The sequence below is a fragment of the Pseudomonas sp. 32A genome, from assembly GCF_052682255.1.
Genome location: NZ_JBQYLY010000001.1, coordinates 4,554,542 through 4,571,954 on the forward strand (window position 1 = coordinate 4,554,542; position 17,413 = coordinate 4,571,954).

The following is a 17,413-nucleotide window of genomic DNA, read 5'->3' on the forward strand; positions in this document are numbered from 1 at the left end:
CAAATGTGGGAGCGGGCTTGCTCGCGAATGCAGTGGCTCAGTCACCTGAAATGTTGAATGACACACCGCTTTCGCGAGCAAGCCCGCTCCCACACTTGACCTCACTGATTTCAAGATCGTGTCCGGCATTTTTTCCTGTGAGTTTTTCGAGTTAAGGAGTGACACCATGCTGGTGATGCGCCCCGCGCAAATGGCTGATCTGGGCGAGGTACAGCGTCTGGCTGCGGACAGCCCGATTGGTGTCACCTCCTTGCCGGATGATGTCGAACGCCTGAGCGACAAGATCGCCGCGAGCGAAGCGTCCTTCGCCGCCGAGGTCAGCTTCAACGGCGAAGAAAGCTATTTCTTCGTGCTTGAAGACACCGACGCCGGCAAGCTGGTGGGCTGCTCGGCCATCGTCGCTTCGGCGGGCTACTCGGAACCGTTCTACAGCTTTCGCAACGAAACCTTCGTGCATGCTTCCCGCGAGCTGAAGATCCACAACAAGATCCACGTGCTCTCGCAGTGCCATGACCTCACCGGCAACAGCCTGCTGACCAGTTTCTACGTGGTGCCGGAGCTGGTGGGTTCGCCGTGGTCGGAACTCAACTCCCGTGGCCGCCTGCTGTTCGTGGCCGGCCATCCGGAGCGCTTCGCCGATTCGGTGGTCACCGAGATTGTGGGCTACAGCGACGAGAACGGTGATTCGCCGTTCTGGGACGCCATCGGCCGCAACTTCTTCGACCTCAATTACGCCGCTGCCGAGCGCCTGTGCGGGTTGAAGAGCCGGACCTTCCTGGCCGAACTGATGCCGCATTACCCGATCTACGTGCCGCTGTTGCCGGACGCCGCCCAGGAAGCCATGGGCCAGGTGCACCCACGGGCGCAGATCACCTTCGACATCCTGATGCGCGAAGGCTTCGAGACTGACCATTACATCGACATCTTCGACGGCGGCCCAACCCTGCACGCACGGGTCTCGGGCATTCGCTCGATCGCCCAGAGTCGGGTGGTGCCGGTGAAGATCGGTGAGATGGCCAAGGGTGTCGGCCGCCAGTACCTGGTCAGCAACGGCCAGTTGCAGGATTACCGCGCGGTGATGCTGGAACTGGACTACGCACCGGGCAAGCCAGTGACCCTGGACCTGGAAACCGCCGAAGCCCTGGGCGTCGGCGAGGGTGCCAGCGTTCGACTGGTAGCGGTTTAAGAATGAGTTTCGCGGGTGGCTTGCAAGGCGGCCCGTTTGAGGAGATAGCATGATCGTTCGTCCCGTACGCAGCAGCGATTTACCGGCCCTGATTGATCTGGCGCGCAGCACCGGCACCGGCCTCACCACCTTGCCGGCCAACGAAGAGCGCCTGACCCACCGGGTCGGCTGGGCTGAAAAGACCTTTCGCGGCGAAGCCGGGCGTGGTGATGCGGACTACCTGTTCGTGCTGGAAAACGACGAAGGTCGCGTGGTGGGGATTTCCGCCATCGCCGGCGCCGTCGGCCTGCGTGAGCCCTGGTACAACTTCCGGGTCGGCCTGACGGTCAGCGCCTCCCAGGAGCTGAACATCTACCGTGAAATCCCGACGCTGTTTCTGGCCAACGACCTGACCGGCAACTCCGAGTTGTGCTCGTTGTTCCTGCACGCCGATTACCGCAACGGCCTTAACGGTCGCATGCTGGCCAAGGCGCGCATGCTGTTTATCGCCGAATTCCCGCAGCTGTTCGGCAACAAGATCATCGCCGAGATGCGCGGCATGTCCGACGAAGCCGGGCGCTCGCCGTTCTGGGAAAGCCTGGGCCGGCACTTCTTCAAGATGGAATTCAGCCAGGCCGACTACCTCACCGGCGTGGGCAACAAGGCGTTTATCGCCGAGCTGATGCCGAAGTTTCCGCTGTACACCTGCTTCCTGTCTGAAGACGCGCGCAACGTGATCGGCAAGGTCCACACCGACACCGAGCCGGCCCTGAGCATGCTCAAGAGCGAAGGCTTCAGTTATCAGGGCTACGTCGACATCTTCGACGCCGGCCCGGCGGTGGAGTGTGAAACCACCAAGATCCGCGCCGTGCGCGACAGCGAGGCGCTGGTGCTGGCGATTGGTACGCCGGGTGACGACGCCACGCCGTTCCTGATCCATAACCGTAAACGTGAAGATTGCCGCATCACCGCCGCACCGGCGCGGTTGGCTGCGGGCACCCTGGTGGTCGATCAACAGACCGCCAAGCGCCTGCAACTGATCGCCGGTGATCAAGTGCGCGCCGTACCGTTGTCCGCTGCCCGGGAGTCGAAATAATGAATTCGCTATACATCGCAGGTGAGTGGCTTGCTGGCCAGGGTGAAGTGTTTGAGTCGCTGAACCCGGTGACCCAGCAGGTCGTGTGGTCGGGTAATGGCGCCACCACCGAGCAGGTCGAGTCTGCCGTTCAGGCTGCACGCCAGGCCTTTCCAGCCTGGGCCAAGCGCTCCCTGGAAGAGCGCCTGAGCGTGCTGGAAGCCTTCGCCGCCAACCTGAAAAGCCGTGCCGACGAACTCGCCCGCTGCATCGGTGAGGAAACCGGCAAGCCATTGTGGGAATCGGCGACTGAAGTCACCAGCATGGTCAACAAGGTCGCGATCTCGGTGCAAAGCTACCGCGAACGTACCGGCGAAAAAAGCGGCCCGTTGGGCGACGCCACTGCCGTATTGCGCCACAAGCCCCACGGTGTGGTGGCGGTGTTTGGCCCTTACAACTTCCCGGGTCATCTGCCTAACGGCCACATCGTGCCGGCCTTGCTGGCGGGTAATACCGTACTGTTCAAACCGAGCGAACTGACCCCGAAAGTCGCCGAGTTGACCGTGCAATGCTGGATCGACGCCGGCCTGCCGGCGGGCGTGTTGAACCTGCTGCAAGGCGCGCGGGAAACCGGGATCGCCCTGGCGGCCAACCCAGGCATCGACGGTCTGTTCTTCACCGGCTCCAGCCGTACCGGCAACCATCTGCACCAGCAATTCGCCGGGCGCCCGGACAAGATCCTCGCGCTGGAAATGGGCGGCAACAACCCGCTGGTAGTGGACGAAGTGGTCGACGTGGACGCGGCGGTGTACACCATTATCCAGTCGGCGTTTATCTCCGCCGGCCAGCGCTGCACCTGTGCCCGTCGCCTGCTGGTGCCGCAAGGCGCGTGGGGCGATGCGTTGCTCGCGCGCCTGGTGGCGGTGAGCTCGACCATCGAAGTCGGCGCATTTGACCAAACGCCGGCGCCGTTCATGGGCTCGGTGATTTCCCTCGGTGCTGCCAAGGCGTTGATGGATGCGCAGGAATTGCTGCTGGCCAATGGCGCCGTGGCGCTATTGGAAATGACCCAACCCCAGGCCCAGGCTGCGTTGCTGACGCCGGGGATTATCGATGTGAGCGAGGTGACGGATCGCGCTGACGAAGAGCTGTTCGGCCCGCTGCTGCAAGTGATCCGCTACACCGATTTCGAGGCGGCGATTGCCGAGGCCAACAACACCCAATACGGCTTGGCGGCCGGGTTGCTGTCGGATTCCGAAGCGCGTTACCAGCAGTTCTGGCTGGAAAGCCGTGCCGGGATCGTCAACTGGAACAAACAGCTGACGGGGGCTGCGAGCAGCGCACCGTTTGGCGGGGTAGGGGCTTCGGGCAACCATCGCGCCAGCGCCTATTACGCAGCGGATTATTGCGCGTACCCGGTGGCCTCCCTTGAGACCCCGAGCCTGGTGTTACCAGCAACTCTGACCCCGGGCGTAACGCTTAAGTGAAAGTGACACTGATCTAATGTGGGAGCTGGCTTGCCTGCGATGGCATCACCTCGGTGTATCTGAATGACCGAGTTGCCCGCATCGCAGGCAAGCCAGCTCCCACACTTGATCGGGTTAACAGATACAGATCTGCACTTGATGCCTATAAAAATACAGATGTTCGTGGAGCCTCGCCGATGAAATCCTGTGAAGTCAATTTTGACGGTCTCGTGGGGCCGACCCATAACTACGGCGGTTTGTCCTACGGCAACGTCGCGTCCCAGAGCAACAGCCAGCAGTCCTCCAACCCGAAGGAAGCGGCGCTGCAAGGCCTGGCGAAAATGAAAGCCCTGATGGAAATGGGCTTTGTGCAAGGTGTGCTGGCGCCCCAGGAACGTCCGGATGTGGCCGCCTTGCGCAGCCTCGGGTTTGCCGGCACCGACGCACAAGTCATCCAGCAGGCCGCCAAGCAAGCCATGCCGCTGCTGGTTGCCAGCTGCTCGGCGTCGAGCATGTGGGTGGCCAACGCCGCCACCGTCAGCCCGAGCGCCGACACCTTTGACGGCCGCGTGCATTTCACCGCCGCCAACCTCAACTGCAAATACCACCGCAGCATCGAGCACCCGACCACCAGCCGCGTGCTGGGGGCGATGTTCGCTGACCAGAAGCACTTCGCCCACCACGCCGCATTACCGGCCGTGGCGCAGTTCGGTGACGAAGGCGCGGCCAACCACACGCGTTTCTGCCGTGACTATGGCGAGGCGGGCGTGGAGTTTTTCGTGTTCGGTCGCAGTGCGTTCGACACCCGCTACCCGGCGCCGCAAAAGTACCCGGCACGCCAGACCCTCGAAGCCTCCCAGGCGGTCGCGCGCCTGCACGGCCTGCGGGATGACGGCGTGGTCTACGCCCAGCAGAACCCGGCGGTGATCGATGCCGGTGTGTTCCATAACGACGTGATCGCGGTGGGCAATGGCGAGGTGCTGTTCTATCACGAGGACGCGTTCCTCAATACCGATCAGATGCTCGGCGAATTGCAGGGCAAGCTCGGCAAGCTCGGCGGCAATTTCCAGTCGATCTGCGTGCCACGGGCCCAGGTCGGCGTTGAAGATGCGGTGCGTTCCTACCTGTTCAACAGCCAGTTGCTGAGCCGCGCCGACGGCTCGATGCTGCTGATCGTGCCGGAAGAATGCCGCGCCAACGAACGCGTCTGGCAGTACCTGCAAGGCCTGACGTCTTCCGGCGGGCTGATCCGCGAAGTCAAAGTCTTCGACCTCAAGCAAAGCATGCAGAACGGCGGTGGCCCGGCGTGCCTGCGCTTGCGTGTAGCGCTCAATGAAACCGAACTGGCGGCGGTCAACCCAGGGGTTATCATGACGGCGCCGTTGTACGACACCCTGACCCAATGGGTCGACAAGCACTACCGCGACAGCCTGCGGGAAACCGACCTGGCTGACCCGCAATTGCTGCTTGAGTGCCGGACGGCACTGGATGAACTGACGCAAATCCTTAAACTGGGCTCGGTTTATCCTTTCCAGATCAATTAACGCCGCACGGCTGAGAACTATTTATGACCACCGACACCCTGAAACTGATCCTTGAAGACACCGACGGCACCCAGCTGGAAACCTCCTGCACCCGCGTTGCCGTGGTGTGGCAGGACAAGGAGATCTGGATCCAGCACGACGGCCGTGGCCAGCTGCTGATCGGCGTTGACGTGGAAGAAGGCGACGCGGAATACGCCAACCTGCTGATGCGCCCATTGGCCACCAACCTGATGAGCCTGCAACTGGAAATGGAACCGGCCGACGTTGAAGGTGATGACGACGATCACGTCCACGGTCCTGGCTGCAACCACTAAGGAAGCTGCTTATGCTCGCCCTCGGCAAACTGCTTGAACTGACCCTCGCCGGTCGCGAACCGGCGCAAAAAATTCAACTGACTGTCGATGGCGTGCAACTGCGCTGGCTCAGTGAGGGCGCGCTGGAAGTGCGGCCTCCTGAGGCGCGGGACAACGGCAGCGACGTGCTGCTGTCGTCCGGCATCCATGGCAACGAAACCGCGCCGATCGAATTGGCCGACCGCTTGCTGCAGGGCATTGCCCGCGGGGAGATCAAGCCCCGTACCCGTATTCTGTTCCTGTTCGGTAACCCCGAGGCCATGCGCCGCGGCGAGCGTTACCTCGAACTGGACGTCAACCGGCTGTTCAATGGCCGTCACGAACAAAACATCGGCCCCGAAGCCATGCGCGCCGCCGAGCTTGAGCAGTTGGCCCGCACCTTCTTCAGCGTGCCGGGGCGTAGCCGTTTGCACTACGACCTGCACACCGCCATCCGTGGCTCGAAGATCGAGCAGTTCGCGCTGTACCCGTGGAAAGACGGTCGCCAGCATTCGCGTGCCGAGCTGGCGCGCCTGCGAGCTGCCGGCATGGAAGCGGTGCTGTTGCAGAACAAGACCTCGATCACCTTCACCGCGTTTACCTACGAGCAGCTTGAGGCCGAGTCCTTTACCCTGGAGTTGGGCAAGGCCCGGCCGTTCGGGCATAACCAGGGCGTGGACGTATCGCGCCTGGAGACCCGCCTCAAGCAGATCATCGAAGGCAACGAGCCGACCACCGAGAGCCTGGACGGCCTGAAGCTGTTCAGCGTCTCCCGGGAAGTGATCAAGCACAGCGATACCTTCGTCCTGCATTTGCCGGCGGACGTGGAAAACTTTTCGGAGTTGGAGATGGGCTATCTGCTGGCCGAGGACATTGCCAAGACCCGCTGGGTGATCGAGGAGGAGGGCGCACGCATCATCTTCCCGAACCCGAAGGTCAAGAATGGCTTGCGAGCCGGGATATTGATTGTGCCGACCACGGATGCTGGCCTGGCCTGAAACTCGAGACTGTCTCGGTCAAAAATGTGGGAGCTGGCTTGCCTGCGATAGCATCGCCTCGGTGTATCTGGCAGACCGAGTTGATCCTATCGCAGGCAAGCCAGCTCCCACACAAGCCCGGCTCTGAGACTGGGCTTGGTGGTGTTGCTTAAACCGCTACCGCCCGTGGCTCATTGCGACGCAGTGCGCGAACCTTGTGCAGGGTGTCGGCGCAGGTGCGTGCCGCTTCCTGGCCCTTGTGCACGAAGTGCTCATAAAAGAAGGTGTGGTGCTCGCTGCCCGCGTGGAAGTGGTGCGGGGTGAGGGATACCGAGAACACCGGCACTTCGGTTTCCAGCTGAACCTGCATCAGGCCGCTGACCACGGACTGGGCCACGAACTCATGACGGTAGATCCCGCCGTCCACCACCAGGGCGGCCGCGACGATACCGGCATAACGGCCGGACTTGGCCAGCAGCTTGGCGTGCAGGGGCAGTTCAAAAGCGCCGCCGACTTCGAAGAAATCGATGTCCGATTCCTGGTAGCCCTGGGCGATCATTTCGGCGAGGAAACCTTTACGGGATTGGTCGACAATATCCTTGTGCCAGCAGGCCTGGATAAACGCGACACGCTCGCCGTGATGGTTTTTGCTTTTGCTGTCGATTGCGGTGGGTTGCATGTTCTGACTCCTGTTTAAGAAAAAAACAGGGCGTTATGAATCGAATGGGATTTAAGGGTACGCACAGCTGGCTCATGTGAACATGACGTCAGCGCGGCCCTTAGGTGCCAATCCCGTTCTCTCTTCATCCGGACTATGACCGTCGGCCCCGGGATCACACCGGGTCTGCTGACCTTGTCGCCGTCCTGCCGAGGCAGTTCGAGGCGCCAAGCGCTCGCGGGCTATGCACATTGCGTGCAATTACCGCCGGTGGGGAATTACACCCCGCCCTGAGAACGTTGCCGCCAGAACCCTGGCGGCGGAGAGTTTTTATCATGGTTTTTCAGAAACTGCACGGTTGGTTTATCGATAACCTATATCGGTTTGTTTGGTTGGTATTCGATTGTGCAAGCTCGGGGCTTGATATTCCGCGGGTTTGCCCGCAGTAATCGTTAACACAAGAAACGCTCCAATCCGCTAGAGGCTAGTTTGATGACCGTGATTGACCTGCGCAGCGACACAGTGACCCAACCGACCCCAGGCATGCTCGAGGCGATGGCGACGGCCGCCAGTGGCGACGACGTCTACGGCGAAGACCCAAGCGTCAATCATCTGGAAGCCGAACTGGCCAAGCGCCTGGGTTTTGCCGCCGCGTTGTTCGTGCCCACCGGCACCATGAGCAACCTGCTGGCGTTGATGGCGCACTGTGAGCGTGGCGAGGAATACATCGTCGGTCAGCAGGCCCACACCTACAAATACGAAGGCGGCGGCGCGGCGGTTCTCGGCTCGATCCAGCCACAACCCCTGGAGGTGCAGGCCGACGGTTCCCTGAACCTTGAGCACGTGCTGGCGGCGATCAAGCCGGACGACTTCCACTTCGCCCGCACCCGCCTGCTGGCGCTGGAAAACACCATGCAGGGCAAAGTCCTGCCGCTTGAATACCTGGCAGCCGCGCGAGCCTTTACCCGGGAGCACGGCCTGGCCTTGCACCTGGACGGCGCGCGGCTCTACAACGCGGCGGTCAAGCTGGGTGTGGATGCACGGGAGATCGCCCAGCACTTCGATTCGGTGTCGGTGTGCCTGTCCAAGGGCCTGGGCGCGCCCATCGGCTCGGTGTTGTGCGGCTCCACGGCATTGATCGCCAAGGCCCGCCGTTTGCGCAAAATGGTCGGTGGCGGCATGCGCCAGGCCGGTTCGCTGGCGGCGGCGGGGCTGTACGCCCTGGATCACCAGGTGCAGCGCCTGGCCGACGACCACGCCAACGCCCAATGGCTGGGGGATGAACTGCGCAAGGCGGGTTATACGGTGGAGCCGGTGCAGACCAATATGGTCTACGTGGATATTGGTGATCGGGCCCAGGCCTTGAAGGCGTTTGCTGCCGAGCGCGGGATCAAGTTGAGCGCCGCGCCGCGTCTGCGCATGGTCACTCACCTGGATGTCAGCCGGGCACAGATCGAGCAAGTACTCGCAACATTTGTCGAGTTTTCCCGGAAATGACAGTGCAGACCGTCTAATTGACTGTTTCTATCACATAAACACGCTGTACCACGGGCAAAGGGCCGATATAATGCGGCCCTTTGCCGTCGCTCCGTCTGATGACGTTTAGCACTGGCCTTTGGCCGCAGCCTCCGTGGAAGAACCTAATGAAAAGCGCAGAAATCCGTGAAGCCTTCCTTCGCTTCTTCGAAGAGCAAGGTCACACCCGTGTCGCCTCCAGCTCCTTGATCCCAGGCAATGACCCAACCCTGCTGTTCACTAACGCGGGGATGAACCAGTTCAAGGACTGCTTCCTGGGCCAGGAAAAGCGCGCCTACACCCGCGCCACCAGCAGCCAGAAGTGCGTACGCGCCGGCGGCAAGAACAGCGACCTGGAAAACGTGGGCTACACCGCCCGCCACCACACATTCTTCGAGATGCTGGGTAACTTCAGCTTCGGCGACTATTTCAAGAAAGATGCGATCACCTTCGCCTGGACCTTCCTGACCGGCGTGCTGAAGCTGCCGAAGGAAAAACTCTGGGTCACCGTCTACGCCACCGATGACGAAGCCTACGACATCTGGACCCAGCAAATCGGGGTGCCGGTCGAGCGCATGATTCGCATCGGCGACAACAAGGGCGCGCCTTACGCCTCCGACAACTTCTGGACCATGGGCGATACCGGCCCGTGCGGCCCTTGCACCGAGATTTTCTACGATCACGGCGCCGACATCTGGGGCGGCCCACCGGGCTCGCCGGAAGAAGACGGCGACCGCTACATCGAAATCTGGAACAACGTGTTCATGCAGTTCAACCGCACCGCCGATGGCGTGTTGCACCCGTTGCCAGCGCCGTCGGTGGACACCGGCATGGGCCTGGAGCGGATCAGTGCGGTGATGCAGCACGTTCACTCCAACTACGAGATCGACCTGTTCACCAACCTGCTGAGCGCTTCGGCCGCGGCCATTGGCTGTGCCAACGACAATCAGTCGTCGCTCAAGGTGGTGTCGGACCACATCCGTTCCTGCGGCTTCCTGATCGCCGACGGCGTGCTGCCGTCGAACGAAGGCCGTGGCTATGTGCTGCGCCGCATCATCCGTCGCGCCTGCCGTCACGGTAACAAGCTGGGCGCCACCGGCAGCTTCTTCTACAAGATCGTTGCCGCGCTGGTGGCCGAGATGGGCGATGCCTTCCCGGAACTCAAGCAGCAACAAGCCAACATCGAGCGCGTGCTCAAGGCTGAAGAAGAGCAGTTCTCCAAGACCCTGGAGCACGGCCTGAAGATCCTCGAGCAGGACCTGGCTGAGCTCAAAGGCACCGTGGTGCCGGGCGACGTGGTGTTCAAGCTGTACGACACCTACGGTTTCCCGATGGACCTGACCGCCGACATCGCCCGCGAACGCGAGCTGACCATCGACGAAGCCGGGTTTGAGCGTGAGATGGAAGCCCAGCGTGTGCGTGCCCGTTCCGCCAGCTCCTTTGGCCTGGACTACAACACCCTGGTAAAGGTTGATGTAGCGACTTCGTTCATTGGTTATCAAGCCACCGTTGGCTCGGCCAAGATCGTGGCTATCTATAAGGACGGCAAGTCGGTCGACGTGCTGAACGAAGGTGACGAGGGCGTTGTAGTCCTGGATCAGACCCCGTTCTACGCTGAATCCGGCGGCCAGGTCGGTGATTGCGGTTTCCTGAGTTCCACCTCCGGTCGTTTTGAAGTGCGCGACACCACCAAGACCGGCGGAGCATTCCTGCATCACGGCGTGCTGGTGCTGGGTAACCTGACCGTCGGCGCGCCGGTGGACACTCAGGTAGATGCCGACGTACGGCATGCAACTGCTTTGAATCACTCGGCCACTCACTTGCTGCACGCCGCGTTGCGTCAGGTGCTGGGTGAGCATGTGCAGCAGAAGGGTTCGTTGGTGGATAGCCAGCGCCTGCGTTTTGACTTCAGTCATTTCGAGGCGATCAAGCCTGAGCAGTTGAAGGCCCTGGAAGACATCGTCAACGCCGAGATTCGCAAGAACACCCCGGTGGAAACCGAAGAAACCGACATCGAGACCGCCAAGCAAAAAGGCGCCATGGCGCTGTTTGGCGAGAAGTACGGCGACGAAGTGCGCGTACTGAGCATGGGCGGCAGCTTCTCGGTGGAGCTGTGTGGCGGTATCCACGCCAGCCGTACCGGCGACATCGGCTTGCTGAAGATCATCAGCGAAGGCGGTGTGGCTTCCGGCGTGCGTCGTATTGAAGCGATCACCGGCGCTGCGGCCCTGGCCTACCTCAATGCGGCAGAAGAACAACTCAAGGAAGCGGCCGGCCTGGTCAAGGGCAGCCGCGACAACCTGATCGACAAGCTCTCCGGCGTACTGGAGCGCAACCGTCAGCTGGAGAAACAGCTGGAGCAGTTGCAGGCCAAGGCGGCCAGCGCGGCGGGCGACGATCTGTCGGCTTCCGCCCTGGACGTCAAGGGTGTGAAAGTACTGGCCGTGCGCCTGGACGGTCAGGACGGCAAGGCGCTGTTGGCCTTGGTCGATCAGTTGAAGAACAAGCTCGGCCGCGCAGTGATCCTGCTCGGCAGTGTCCATGAGGAGAAGGTCGTGCTGGTTGCCGGTGTAACCAAAGACCTGACTGGCCAACTCAAGGCCGGTGATTTGATGAAGCAAGCCGCCGCGGCAGTGGGCGGGAAGGGCGGTGGTCGTCCGGACATGGCGCAAGGCGGTGGTGTTGACGCCGGCGCCCTGGACGCGGCCCTGGCCCTGACCGTGCCGTTTGTCGAGGCAGGTATTTAAGACGCTGTTAATGAGCCCGTGGTCTAGTCGCGGGCTCAGTCAGTGCTGGTTGATTGAATAACAGGCGCCCCTTTACGGGCTGAGGCGGCTTAGAAATGGCTTTGATCGTACAGAAATTTGGAGGCACCTCGGTCGGCTCTGTCGAAAGAATCGAGCAGGTCGCCGACAAGGTTAAGAAATTCCGCGATGCCGGCGATGACCTGGTGGTGGTGCTCTCGGCCATGAGCGGCGAGACCAATCGCCTGATCGATCTGGCCAAGCAAATCAGTGGCGATCAGCAACCGGTTCCCCGTGAGCTGGACGTGATCATCTCCACCGGTGAGCAGGTGACCATCGCGTTGCTGGCCATGGCGCTGAACAAGCGTGGTGTGCCGGCGGTGTCCTACACTGGCAACCAGGTCCGCATTCTTACGGATAGCGCGCACACTAAAGCCCGCATCCTGCAGATTGATGACCAGAAGATTCGCGCTGACCTGAAGGCCGGTCGTGTGGTGGTTGTCGCCGGTTTCCAGGGCGTCGACGAGCACGGCAATATCACCACCCTCGGTCGTGGCGGTTCCGACACCACCGGCGTGGCCCTGGCGGCAGCCCTGAAGGCTGACGAATGCCAGATCTACACCGATGTGGATGGCGTCTACACCACCGACCCGCGGGTTGTGTCCGTGGCCCAGCGCCTGGACAAGATCACCTTCGAAGAGATGCTGGAAATGGCCAGCCTCGGTTCCAAGGTCTTGCAGATCCGTGCCGTTGAGTTTGCCGGCAAGTACAACGTTCCGCTGCGCGTACTGCACAGCTTCAAGGAGGGTCCGGGCACCCTCATTACTATTGATGAAGAGGAATCCATGGAACAGCCGATCATTTCCGGTATCGCTTTCAACCGTGATGAAGCCAAGCTGACTATCCGTGGCGTGCCAGACACCCCGGGCGTGGCTTTCAAGATTCTGGGCCCTATCAGTGGCGCGAACATCGAAGTCGACATGATCGTGCAGAACGTTTCGCACGATAACACCACCGATTTCACCTTCACCGTGCACCGCAACGAGTACGATGCGGCGGAGCGTATCCTGCAGAACACCGCGAAGGAAATCGGCGCCCGTGAAGTGGTCGGCGATACCAAGATTGCCAAGGTGTCGATCGTGGGCGTGGGCATGCGTTCCCATGCGGGCGTTGCCAGCCGCATGTTCGAAGCTCTGGCCAAGGAAAGCATCAACATCCAGATGATCTCCACCTCGGAAATCAAGGTGTCGGTAGTGATCGAAGAGAAGTACCTGGAGCTGGCTGTACGCGCATTGCATACGGCTTTCGAGCTCGACGCTCCGGCCCGACAGGGCGAGTGATGCGTTGCCAGGAAGGCGCGGTTATCCGCGCCTTTCATTTTTTTGCCGGGCGCGTGGTGAAGACCTGTTCTTTTGCCTGCGCTCGACAATACTTAGGCGGTAGGGCTACGGCCATTTGGTTGTAGGGCGAATGCCTTTTTTTGCAGACTGTTGTTCCCGAAATGAAATGCGTGAGGAGAAAGGTATGTTGATTCTGACTCGTCGATGCGCAGAAAGCCTGATTATTGGTGATGGCGAAATCACCGTGACCGTGCTCGGCGTCAAAGGCAATCAAGTGCGTATCGGGGTTAACGCTCCGAAAGAGGTGGCTGTCCACCGCGAGGAAATCTACCTGCGGATCAAGAAAGAGAAGGACGAAGAACCAAGCCATTAATTTTTATCGTTTTTTATGTTTGCAAACGGGGATGAAGCTGGTTAATATACGCCCCGTGTTGCGGAGAGCTGGCCGAGTGGCCGAAGGCGCTCCCCTGCTAAGGGAGTACACCTCAAAAGGGTGTCGGGGGTTCGAATCCCCCGTTCTCCGCCATTATTTGCTTAGTACGTTGCAATCTGGTTTTTTCGCTAAGTTGTTGAAACTAAACGAAAAAATAGCTTTACATAGAGATTGAACGGCCTATAATGCGCGGCAACAAATGCACTCGTAGCTCAGCTGGATAGAGTACTCGGCTACGAACCGAGCGGTCACAGGTTCGAATCCTGTCGAGTGCACCATTTAAGAGTTAGTTGCAGCAATGCAGGTAACTTGGCTTCAACCAGTTGTGATCTGGTCTAAAAACACAATCTGCACTCGTAGCTCAGCTGGATAGAGTACTCGGCTACGAACCGAGCGGTCACAGGTTCGAATCCTGTCGAGTGCACCAAACAACAAAAAGCCCGCCTAGTGCGGGCTTTTTGCCGTCTGGGGTTTTTATTTCCCGGGGCGCCTTTTTCTCCCGCCCCATGTGTTTTCCTTTCAAGCGGCGTCGTCGCAGTTCATATGTGTGGCCAATGCTCAGCTTTGTGTCGCAAGCGCTTGTTCTTTCCAGTTTTTTGACGTTAAAAGCGCCCGCCCGGTGTATCATTGCGCCCGTCAGCCCCGCCGGGGCTTGTGGAACACCTCCATGGACTTACCCAGTAGTTACTCAGTACCCCGTTTTACCAATCATGAATTGACTGATTGATCCTTCCGGCGTGCCCCGCTGCTGGGAGTGGAGTTCGCCTATGACCGAAGTTGAAGTAAAGAAAACACAAGAAAGCCTGCAGGATCGCCTGGCTCAAGTCGTCGAGCTGCTGCAGCGCCAGCGTGTGGTCGAAGACCTGACGCATCGCCAGGAAGGTGCGAATCATGACCGGGTCGAGAACCTGGTCCACCGGCAAAACCTTGTCGAGCTGCAACGCAAGCTCGATGACCTGCACTCTGCCGACGTTGCCTACATCCTCGAAGCCTTGCCGCTTAATGACCGTCTGACGCTTTGGCAATTGGTCAAGGCTGATCGCGACGGCGACATCCTCCTCGAAGTATCCGACTCGGTCCGTGAAACCCTGATCGCCGACATGGACGATCACGAGCTCCTGGCTGCCGCCAAGGACATGGATGCCGACGAACTCGCTGACCTGGCTTCCGAGCTGCCGCGTGACGTTGTCCATGAGCTGATGGAAACCCTCGACGCCCAGCAGCGTGAGCGTGTGCGCTCGGCGTTGTCCTACGACGAGGAGCAGGTCGGTGCGTTGATGGACTTCGAGATGGTCACCATCCGCGAAGACGTCAGCCTGGAAGTGGTTCTGCGTTACCTGCGCCGCCTCAAGGAGCTGCCAGGGCATACCGACAAACTGTTCGTGGTCGATTACGAAGGCATTCTCAAGGGCGTGCTGCCGATCAAGCGCCTGCTGGTCAATGACCCGGACAAGAAAGTCGCGGACGTCATGGCCAACGACCCGGTAAGTTTCCATCCGGACGAAGACGCTTACGACGCTGCCCAGGCGTTCGAGCGTTATGACTTGATCTCGGCCCCGGTGGTCGACAAGAACGGCAAGCTGATCGGCCGTCTGACCATCGATGAAATGGTCGACCTGATTCGTGAGGAGAGCGAAAGCGAAGTCCTCAACATGGCCGGTCTGCGGGAAGAAGAAGATATTTTTGCGTCGGTGTGGAAGTCCCTGCGCAACCGCTGGGCCTGGCTGGCGGTTAACTTGATTACCGCGTTCATTGCATCAAGGGTTATTGGCCTGTTTGAAGGCTCCATCGAGAAGCTTGTGGCCTTGGCGGCGCTGATGCCGATCGTGGCTGGGATTGGCGGTAACTCGGGTAACCAGACCATCACCATGATCGTGCGGGCCATGGCGCTGGATCAGGTGGGTACCGGGCACGGTAAGCGTTTGATGCGCAAGGAGCTTGCGGTCGCGCTGATCAACGGCCTGGTGTGGGGTGGTGTCATTGGCGTCGTGGCGTACCTGCTGTATGGCAGTTGGTCCCTTGGTGTGGTCATGACCGCGGCCATGACGCTCAACCTGCTGCTGGCGGCCTTGATGGGGGTTCTGATTCCAATGACCCTGGTGCGCCTTGGGCGGGACCCGGCCATGGGCGCCAGTGTGATGATCACCGCCATGACCGACAGTGGCGGCTTCTTCATCTTCCTGGGCCTGGCAACCATCTTCCTGCTTTGACCCCTTCCATCGGTCAGGGGGCTTATGCCCCTTGATCCTTTCTTTTGTTTACCAAATCCCAGGCAAAAAAAAGCCAGCCCATGGCTGGCTTTCAGCTTTCGGTTGCCAATCAGTTGGCTTCTGCAGCTGCCTCAACGTCGTGAGCGATAAGCGAGACGAGAGCATTTTGCTGGCGGTGGGAGAGCTGACGAAAACGCTGCAGCAGTTCGCGTTCGTGCAGTGACAGCTCGGGGCTGTCCAGGCGCATGCTCAGCTCGTCGCCCAGCGCACCTTCCTGAATCAGGCTTTGTTCCAGGCGTGCGATGATTTCGGAGTTCATGCTGCGGTGATGATTGCGAGCCACCTCGGCAATGCGTTCCCGCATTCCGTCTGGCAGACGTACGACGAACTTGTCAGCCGTACGGCTGGAATAAATTGCCTGTTTCAATGGGCGCATATATTTAACCGGTTAGTTCAGGGGAGCGGTTTTTGGAATTGGCCGCAAGATGCATGTTAGGACAAGACTTGCTGCCAAATGTTCAACCTGAATTGCAAAGAGGCCGCATCATGCCTCAGTTTTGCCAGTTCCTTGGCGTCAATTCTGTGACAAATATTGAACCGGCTACCGGCTTTATGCCAGTACTCATTTCAAAATTTGCGGACTGGTTGGAAAACTTTTCCACGGTTGCACCCAAATAGGTGTCGAGGCCGCAGGGCCTGGGCGCAAAAGGCTTTTCGGGGGCACATGCTATAGCAATATGGCCTTTTGCCCTTAACTTTAAGATTAGTGGCAAATTGCCAATTTACGAGGGCGGAGCGACATATGGTCGGTCGTTCGGACGGGTGAGCCTGAGGTTGACTACCCTGTACAGAGAGGGCGACGAGCGGGGGGATTCAGCGCAGTACGGGATCGAATTTGATGCGTCGGCCAATGATGATTGCCAATAGCCAGAGGCTACCGAACACAGCTGCGGCGACGAAAGCGATGGTCTGTACGTCTTGCGACAATACATTCAGGCCGAGACCGACGGCGGCCAGGGCCAGGGTCAGAAACAGCCAGGCGGATTTGGTCATGGAATACTCCGGTAAGCAGTTCAGAAAACCCAGTGTTCAGTAGCGGGTGCGGCCTGGGTGCCCTGGGTCAGTTGCAGCGGTGATTGCATGTTCGGCTTCATGACGGCCAGCTGCGGGCGTTGTTGCAGGTGATGGGGGATCGCCTGGCTGACCTGTGCGGCATCATCAGCGGTGGTGGATTGAAAATGGAACATCACCAACGCAGCCAGTGCAACGGTATTGAGGGCTAGTAGAAGTGCGCTGTTCATTGGCATGTACTCCGCAGGTGGCAGGGCCGGACTGTATTTGTAGGATAAAGGATTGCAGGCGTCGTGCCAGTCTTTATTTGATAATAAATCCTTTAAAATCAAATAGTTATATATGTCCCGTGTTGTCTTGATGTTGCAATTTGCAATGATGGTATTTTGGGGGAGTGCATTTTGCACGATGGCGTCGAACTGCCCGTAATCGTTGAGTGGAATACGGGTTAAAGTCACGGGCGTAGGCCTACACTCAAAAAGCCTACGGACGACATGACAAAATTGACCTGCGCCGTTAACATGCACGCCGTCCGTCGCCGTGCTCCTTGCCGGTTGGCTGTCATTAGTCCCAGTAGCTCAATTGGATAGAGCATCCCCCTCCTAAGGGGAAGGTTGGCCGTTCGAACCGGCCCTGGGACACCACATAATCGTTCCTGCCCACGCGGTCGAAACGTCAGGAAGCCCCGATCAGATTTATCTGGCGGGGCTTTTTTGTGCCCGGGCGCTTGAGCCCGGCAGTCTTTTCAAACACCAACCGAACCTTGCCCGCGTTTGAGGTTCACACGGGAGGCACGAGCGGGGCGGCGCAAGTATTCGTCTGCATCGTGTACCTCGCAGGTCACTGTCGAGCGTCTGACACGTAGCCAATTGGCATGAGCAAA

Annotated in this window: 15 protein-coding genes, 4 tRNA genes and 1 riboswitch; of the genes, 15 read left to right on the forward strand and 4 right to left on the reverse strand. The window is 59.8% G+C overall.

Annotated elements, in window-relative coordinates; genetic code table 11:
- The first annotated feature begins 166 nt into the window (after nucleotides 1–166).
- The 6 genes from aruF to astE all read left to right on the forward strand — a co-directional run bounded on the left by aruF (nucleotide 167) and on the right by astE (nucleotide 6,580).
- Entirely contained in the window at nucleotides 167–1,186 is a 1,020-nt protein-coding gene (gene aruF, locus ACUN0G_RS20980; RefSeq protein ID WP_093207115.1) for an arginine/ornithine succinyltransferase subunit alpha, read from the forward strand.
- Between the two features lie 49 nt (nucleotides 1,187–1,235).
- Nucleotides 1,236–2,261 carry an arginine N-succinyltransferase gene (gene astA / locus ACUN0G_RS20985; protein ID WP_003214325.1) on the forward strand — a complete coding sequence of 342 codons (1,026 nt, stop codon included), beginning with the start codon at nucleotides 1,236–1,238 and terminating at the stop codon, nucleotides 2,259–2,261.
- Complete coding sequence (astD, locus tag ACUN0G_RS20990) at nucleotides 2,258–3,727, forward strand: succinylglutamate-semialdehyde dehydrogenase (protein ID WP_445575580.1); 1,470 nt, start codon at nucleotides 2,258–2,260, stop codon at nucleotides 3,725–3,727. Before astA ends, astD begins: the two co-directional genes overlap by 4 nt.
- A gap of 176 nt (nucleotides 3,728–3,903) precedes the next feature.
- A complete protein-coding gene (gene astB / locus ACUN0G_RS20995; protein WP_445574183.1) occupies nucleotides 3,904–5,250 on the forward strand; it encodes an N-succinylarginine dihydrolase in 1,347 nt (448 codons plus the stop codon).
- Between the two features lie 23 nt (nucleotides 5,251–5,273).
- Nucleotides 5,274–5,564 carry a topoisomerase II gene (locus tag ACUN0G_RS21000; protein ID WP_445574184.1) on the forward strand — a complete coding sequence of 97 codons (291 nt, stop codon included), beginning with the start codon at nucleotides 5,274–5,276 and terminating at the stop codon, nucleotides 5,562–5,564.
- 11 nt (nucleotides 5,565–5,575) lie between these two features.
- Nucleotides 5,576–6,580, forward strand: coding sequence for a succinylglutamate desuccinylase (gene astE / locus ACUN0G_RS21005; protein WP_445574185.1), 1,005 nt, complete (start codon nucleotides 5,576–5,578; stop codon nucleotides 6,578–6,580).
- Between the two features lie 148 nt (nucleotides 6,581–6,728).
- Here astE and ACUN0G_RS21010 read toward each other — a convergent pair whose 3' ends face one another.
- On the reverse strand, nucleotides 6,729–7,238 hold the full coding sequence (locus tag ACUN0G_RS21010) for a 6,7-dimethyl-8-ribityllumazine synthase (RefSeq protein WP_017475890.1): 510 nt from the start codon (nucleotides 7,236–7,238) through the stop codon (nucleotides 6,729–6,731).
- A gap of 111 nt (nucleotides 7,239–7,349) precedes the next feature.
- A riboswitch (FMN riboswitch) is annotated at nucleotides 7,350–7,519 on the reverse strand.
- A gap of 190 nt (nucleotides 7,520–7,709) precedes the next feature.
- Here ACUN0G_RS21010 and ltaE point away from each other — a divergent pair.
- From ltaE to mgtE, 8 genes are all read left to right on the forward strand, one after another.
- On the forward strand, nucleotides 7,710–8,714 hold the full coding sequence (gene ltaE / locus ACUN0G_RS21015; RefSeq protein WP_445574186.1) for a low-specificity L-threonine aldolase: 1,005 nt from the start codon (nucleotides 7,710–7,712) through the stop codon (nucleotides 8,712–8,714).
- Between the two features lie 146 nt (nucleotides 8,715–8,860).
- Nucleotides 8,861–11,479, forward strand: a complete 2,619-nt coding sequence (gene alaS / locus ACUN0G_RS21020; RefSeq protein WP_445574187.1) for an alanine--tRNA ligase — start codon at nucleotides 8,861–8,863, stop codon at nucleotides 11,477–11,479.
- A 95-nt stretch (nucleotides 11,480–11,574) separates the two neighbouring features.
- On the forward strand, nucleotides 11,575–12,816 hold the full coding sequence (locus ACUN0G_RS21025; RefSeq protein ID WP_003214308.1) for an aspartate kinase: 1,242 nt from the start codon (nucleotides 11,575–11,577) through the stop codon (nucleotides 12,814–12,816).
- 184 nt (nucleotides 12,817–13,000) lie between these two features.
- Nucleotides 13,001–13,189, forward strand: coding sequence for a carbon storage regulator CsrA (gene csrA, locus ACUN0G_RS21030; RefSeq protein ID WP_002554426.1), 189 nt, complete (start codon nucleotides 13,001–13,003; stop codon nucleotides 13,187–13,189).
- Between the two features lie 62 nt (nucleotides 13,190–13,251).
- A tRNA-Ser gene (locus ACUN0G_RS21035) sits at nucleotides 13,252–13,342 on the forward strand.
- 108 nt (nucleotides 13,343–13,450) lie between these two features.
- A tRNA-Arg gene (locus ACUN0G_RS21040) sits at nucleotides 13,451–13,527 on the forward strand.
- A 72-nt stretch (nucleotides 13,528–13,599) separates the two neighbouring features.
- Nucleotides 13,600–13,676 (forward strand) — tRNA-Arg (locus ACUN0G_RS21045).
- Between the two features lie 340 nt (nucleotides 13,677–14,016).
- Nucleotides 14,017–15,459: a magnesium transporter gene (mgtE, locus tag ACUN0G_RS21050; protein ID WP_258347255.1), complete on the forward strand. Its 1,443-nt coding sequence runs from the start codon at nucleotides 14,017–14,019 to the stop codon at nucleotides 15,457–15,459.
- Nucleotides 15,460–15,568: 109 nt separating this feature from the next.
- Here the strand turns inward: mgtE and ACUN0G_RS21055 are convergent, their stop codons facing one another.
- The 3 genes from ACUN0G_RS21055 to ACUN0G_RS21065 all read right to left on the reverse strand — a co-directional run bounded on the left by ACUN0G_RS21055 (nucleotide 15,569) and on the right by ACUN0G_RS21065 (nucleotide 16,760).
- Entirely contained in the window at nucleotides 15,569–15,895 is a 327-nt protein-coding gene (locus ACUN0G_RS21055) for an Arc family DNA-binding protein (RefSeq protein WP_003175643.1), read from the reverse strand.
- Between the two features lie 437 nt (nucleotides 15,896–16,332).
- A complete protein-coding gene (locus ACUN0G_RS21060; protein ID WP_258347253.1) occupies nucleotides 16,333–16,512 on the reverse strand; it encodes a PA3371 family protein in 180 nt (59 codons plus the stop codon).
- Nucleotides 16,513–16,532: 20 nt separating this feature from the next.
- The gene (locus tag ACUN0G_RS21065; RefSeq protein WP_063027868.1) at nucleotides 16,533–16,760 is read right to left on the reverse strand and encodes a hypothetical protein; all 228 of its coding nucleotides are present in this window, start codon (nucleotides 16,758–16,760) and stop codon (nucleotides 16,533–16,535) included.
- A gap of 337 nt (nucleotides 16,761–17,097) precedes the next feature.
- Between ACUN0G_RS21065 and ACUN0G_RS21070 the strand changes: the two genes are divergently transcribed.
- Nucleotides 17,098–17,174: transfer RNA gene (locus ACUN0G_RS21070), tRNA-Arg, on the forward strand.
- Nucleotides 17,175–17,413 lie beyond the last annotated feature (239 nt).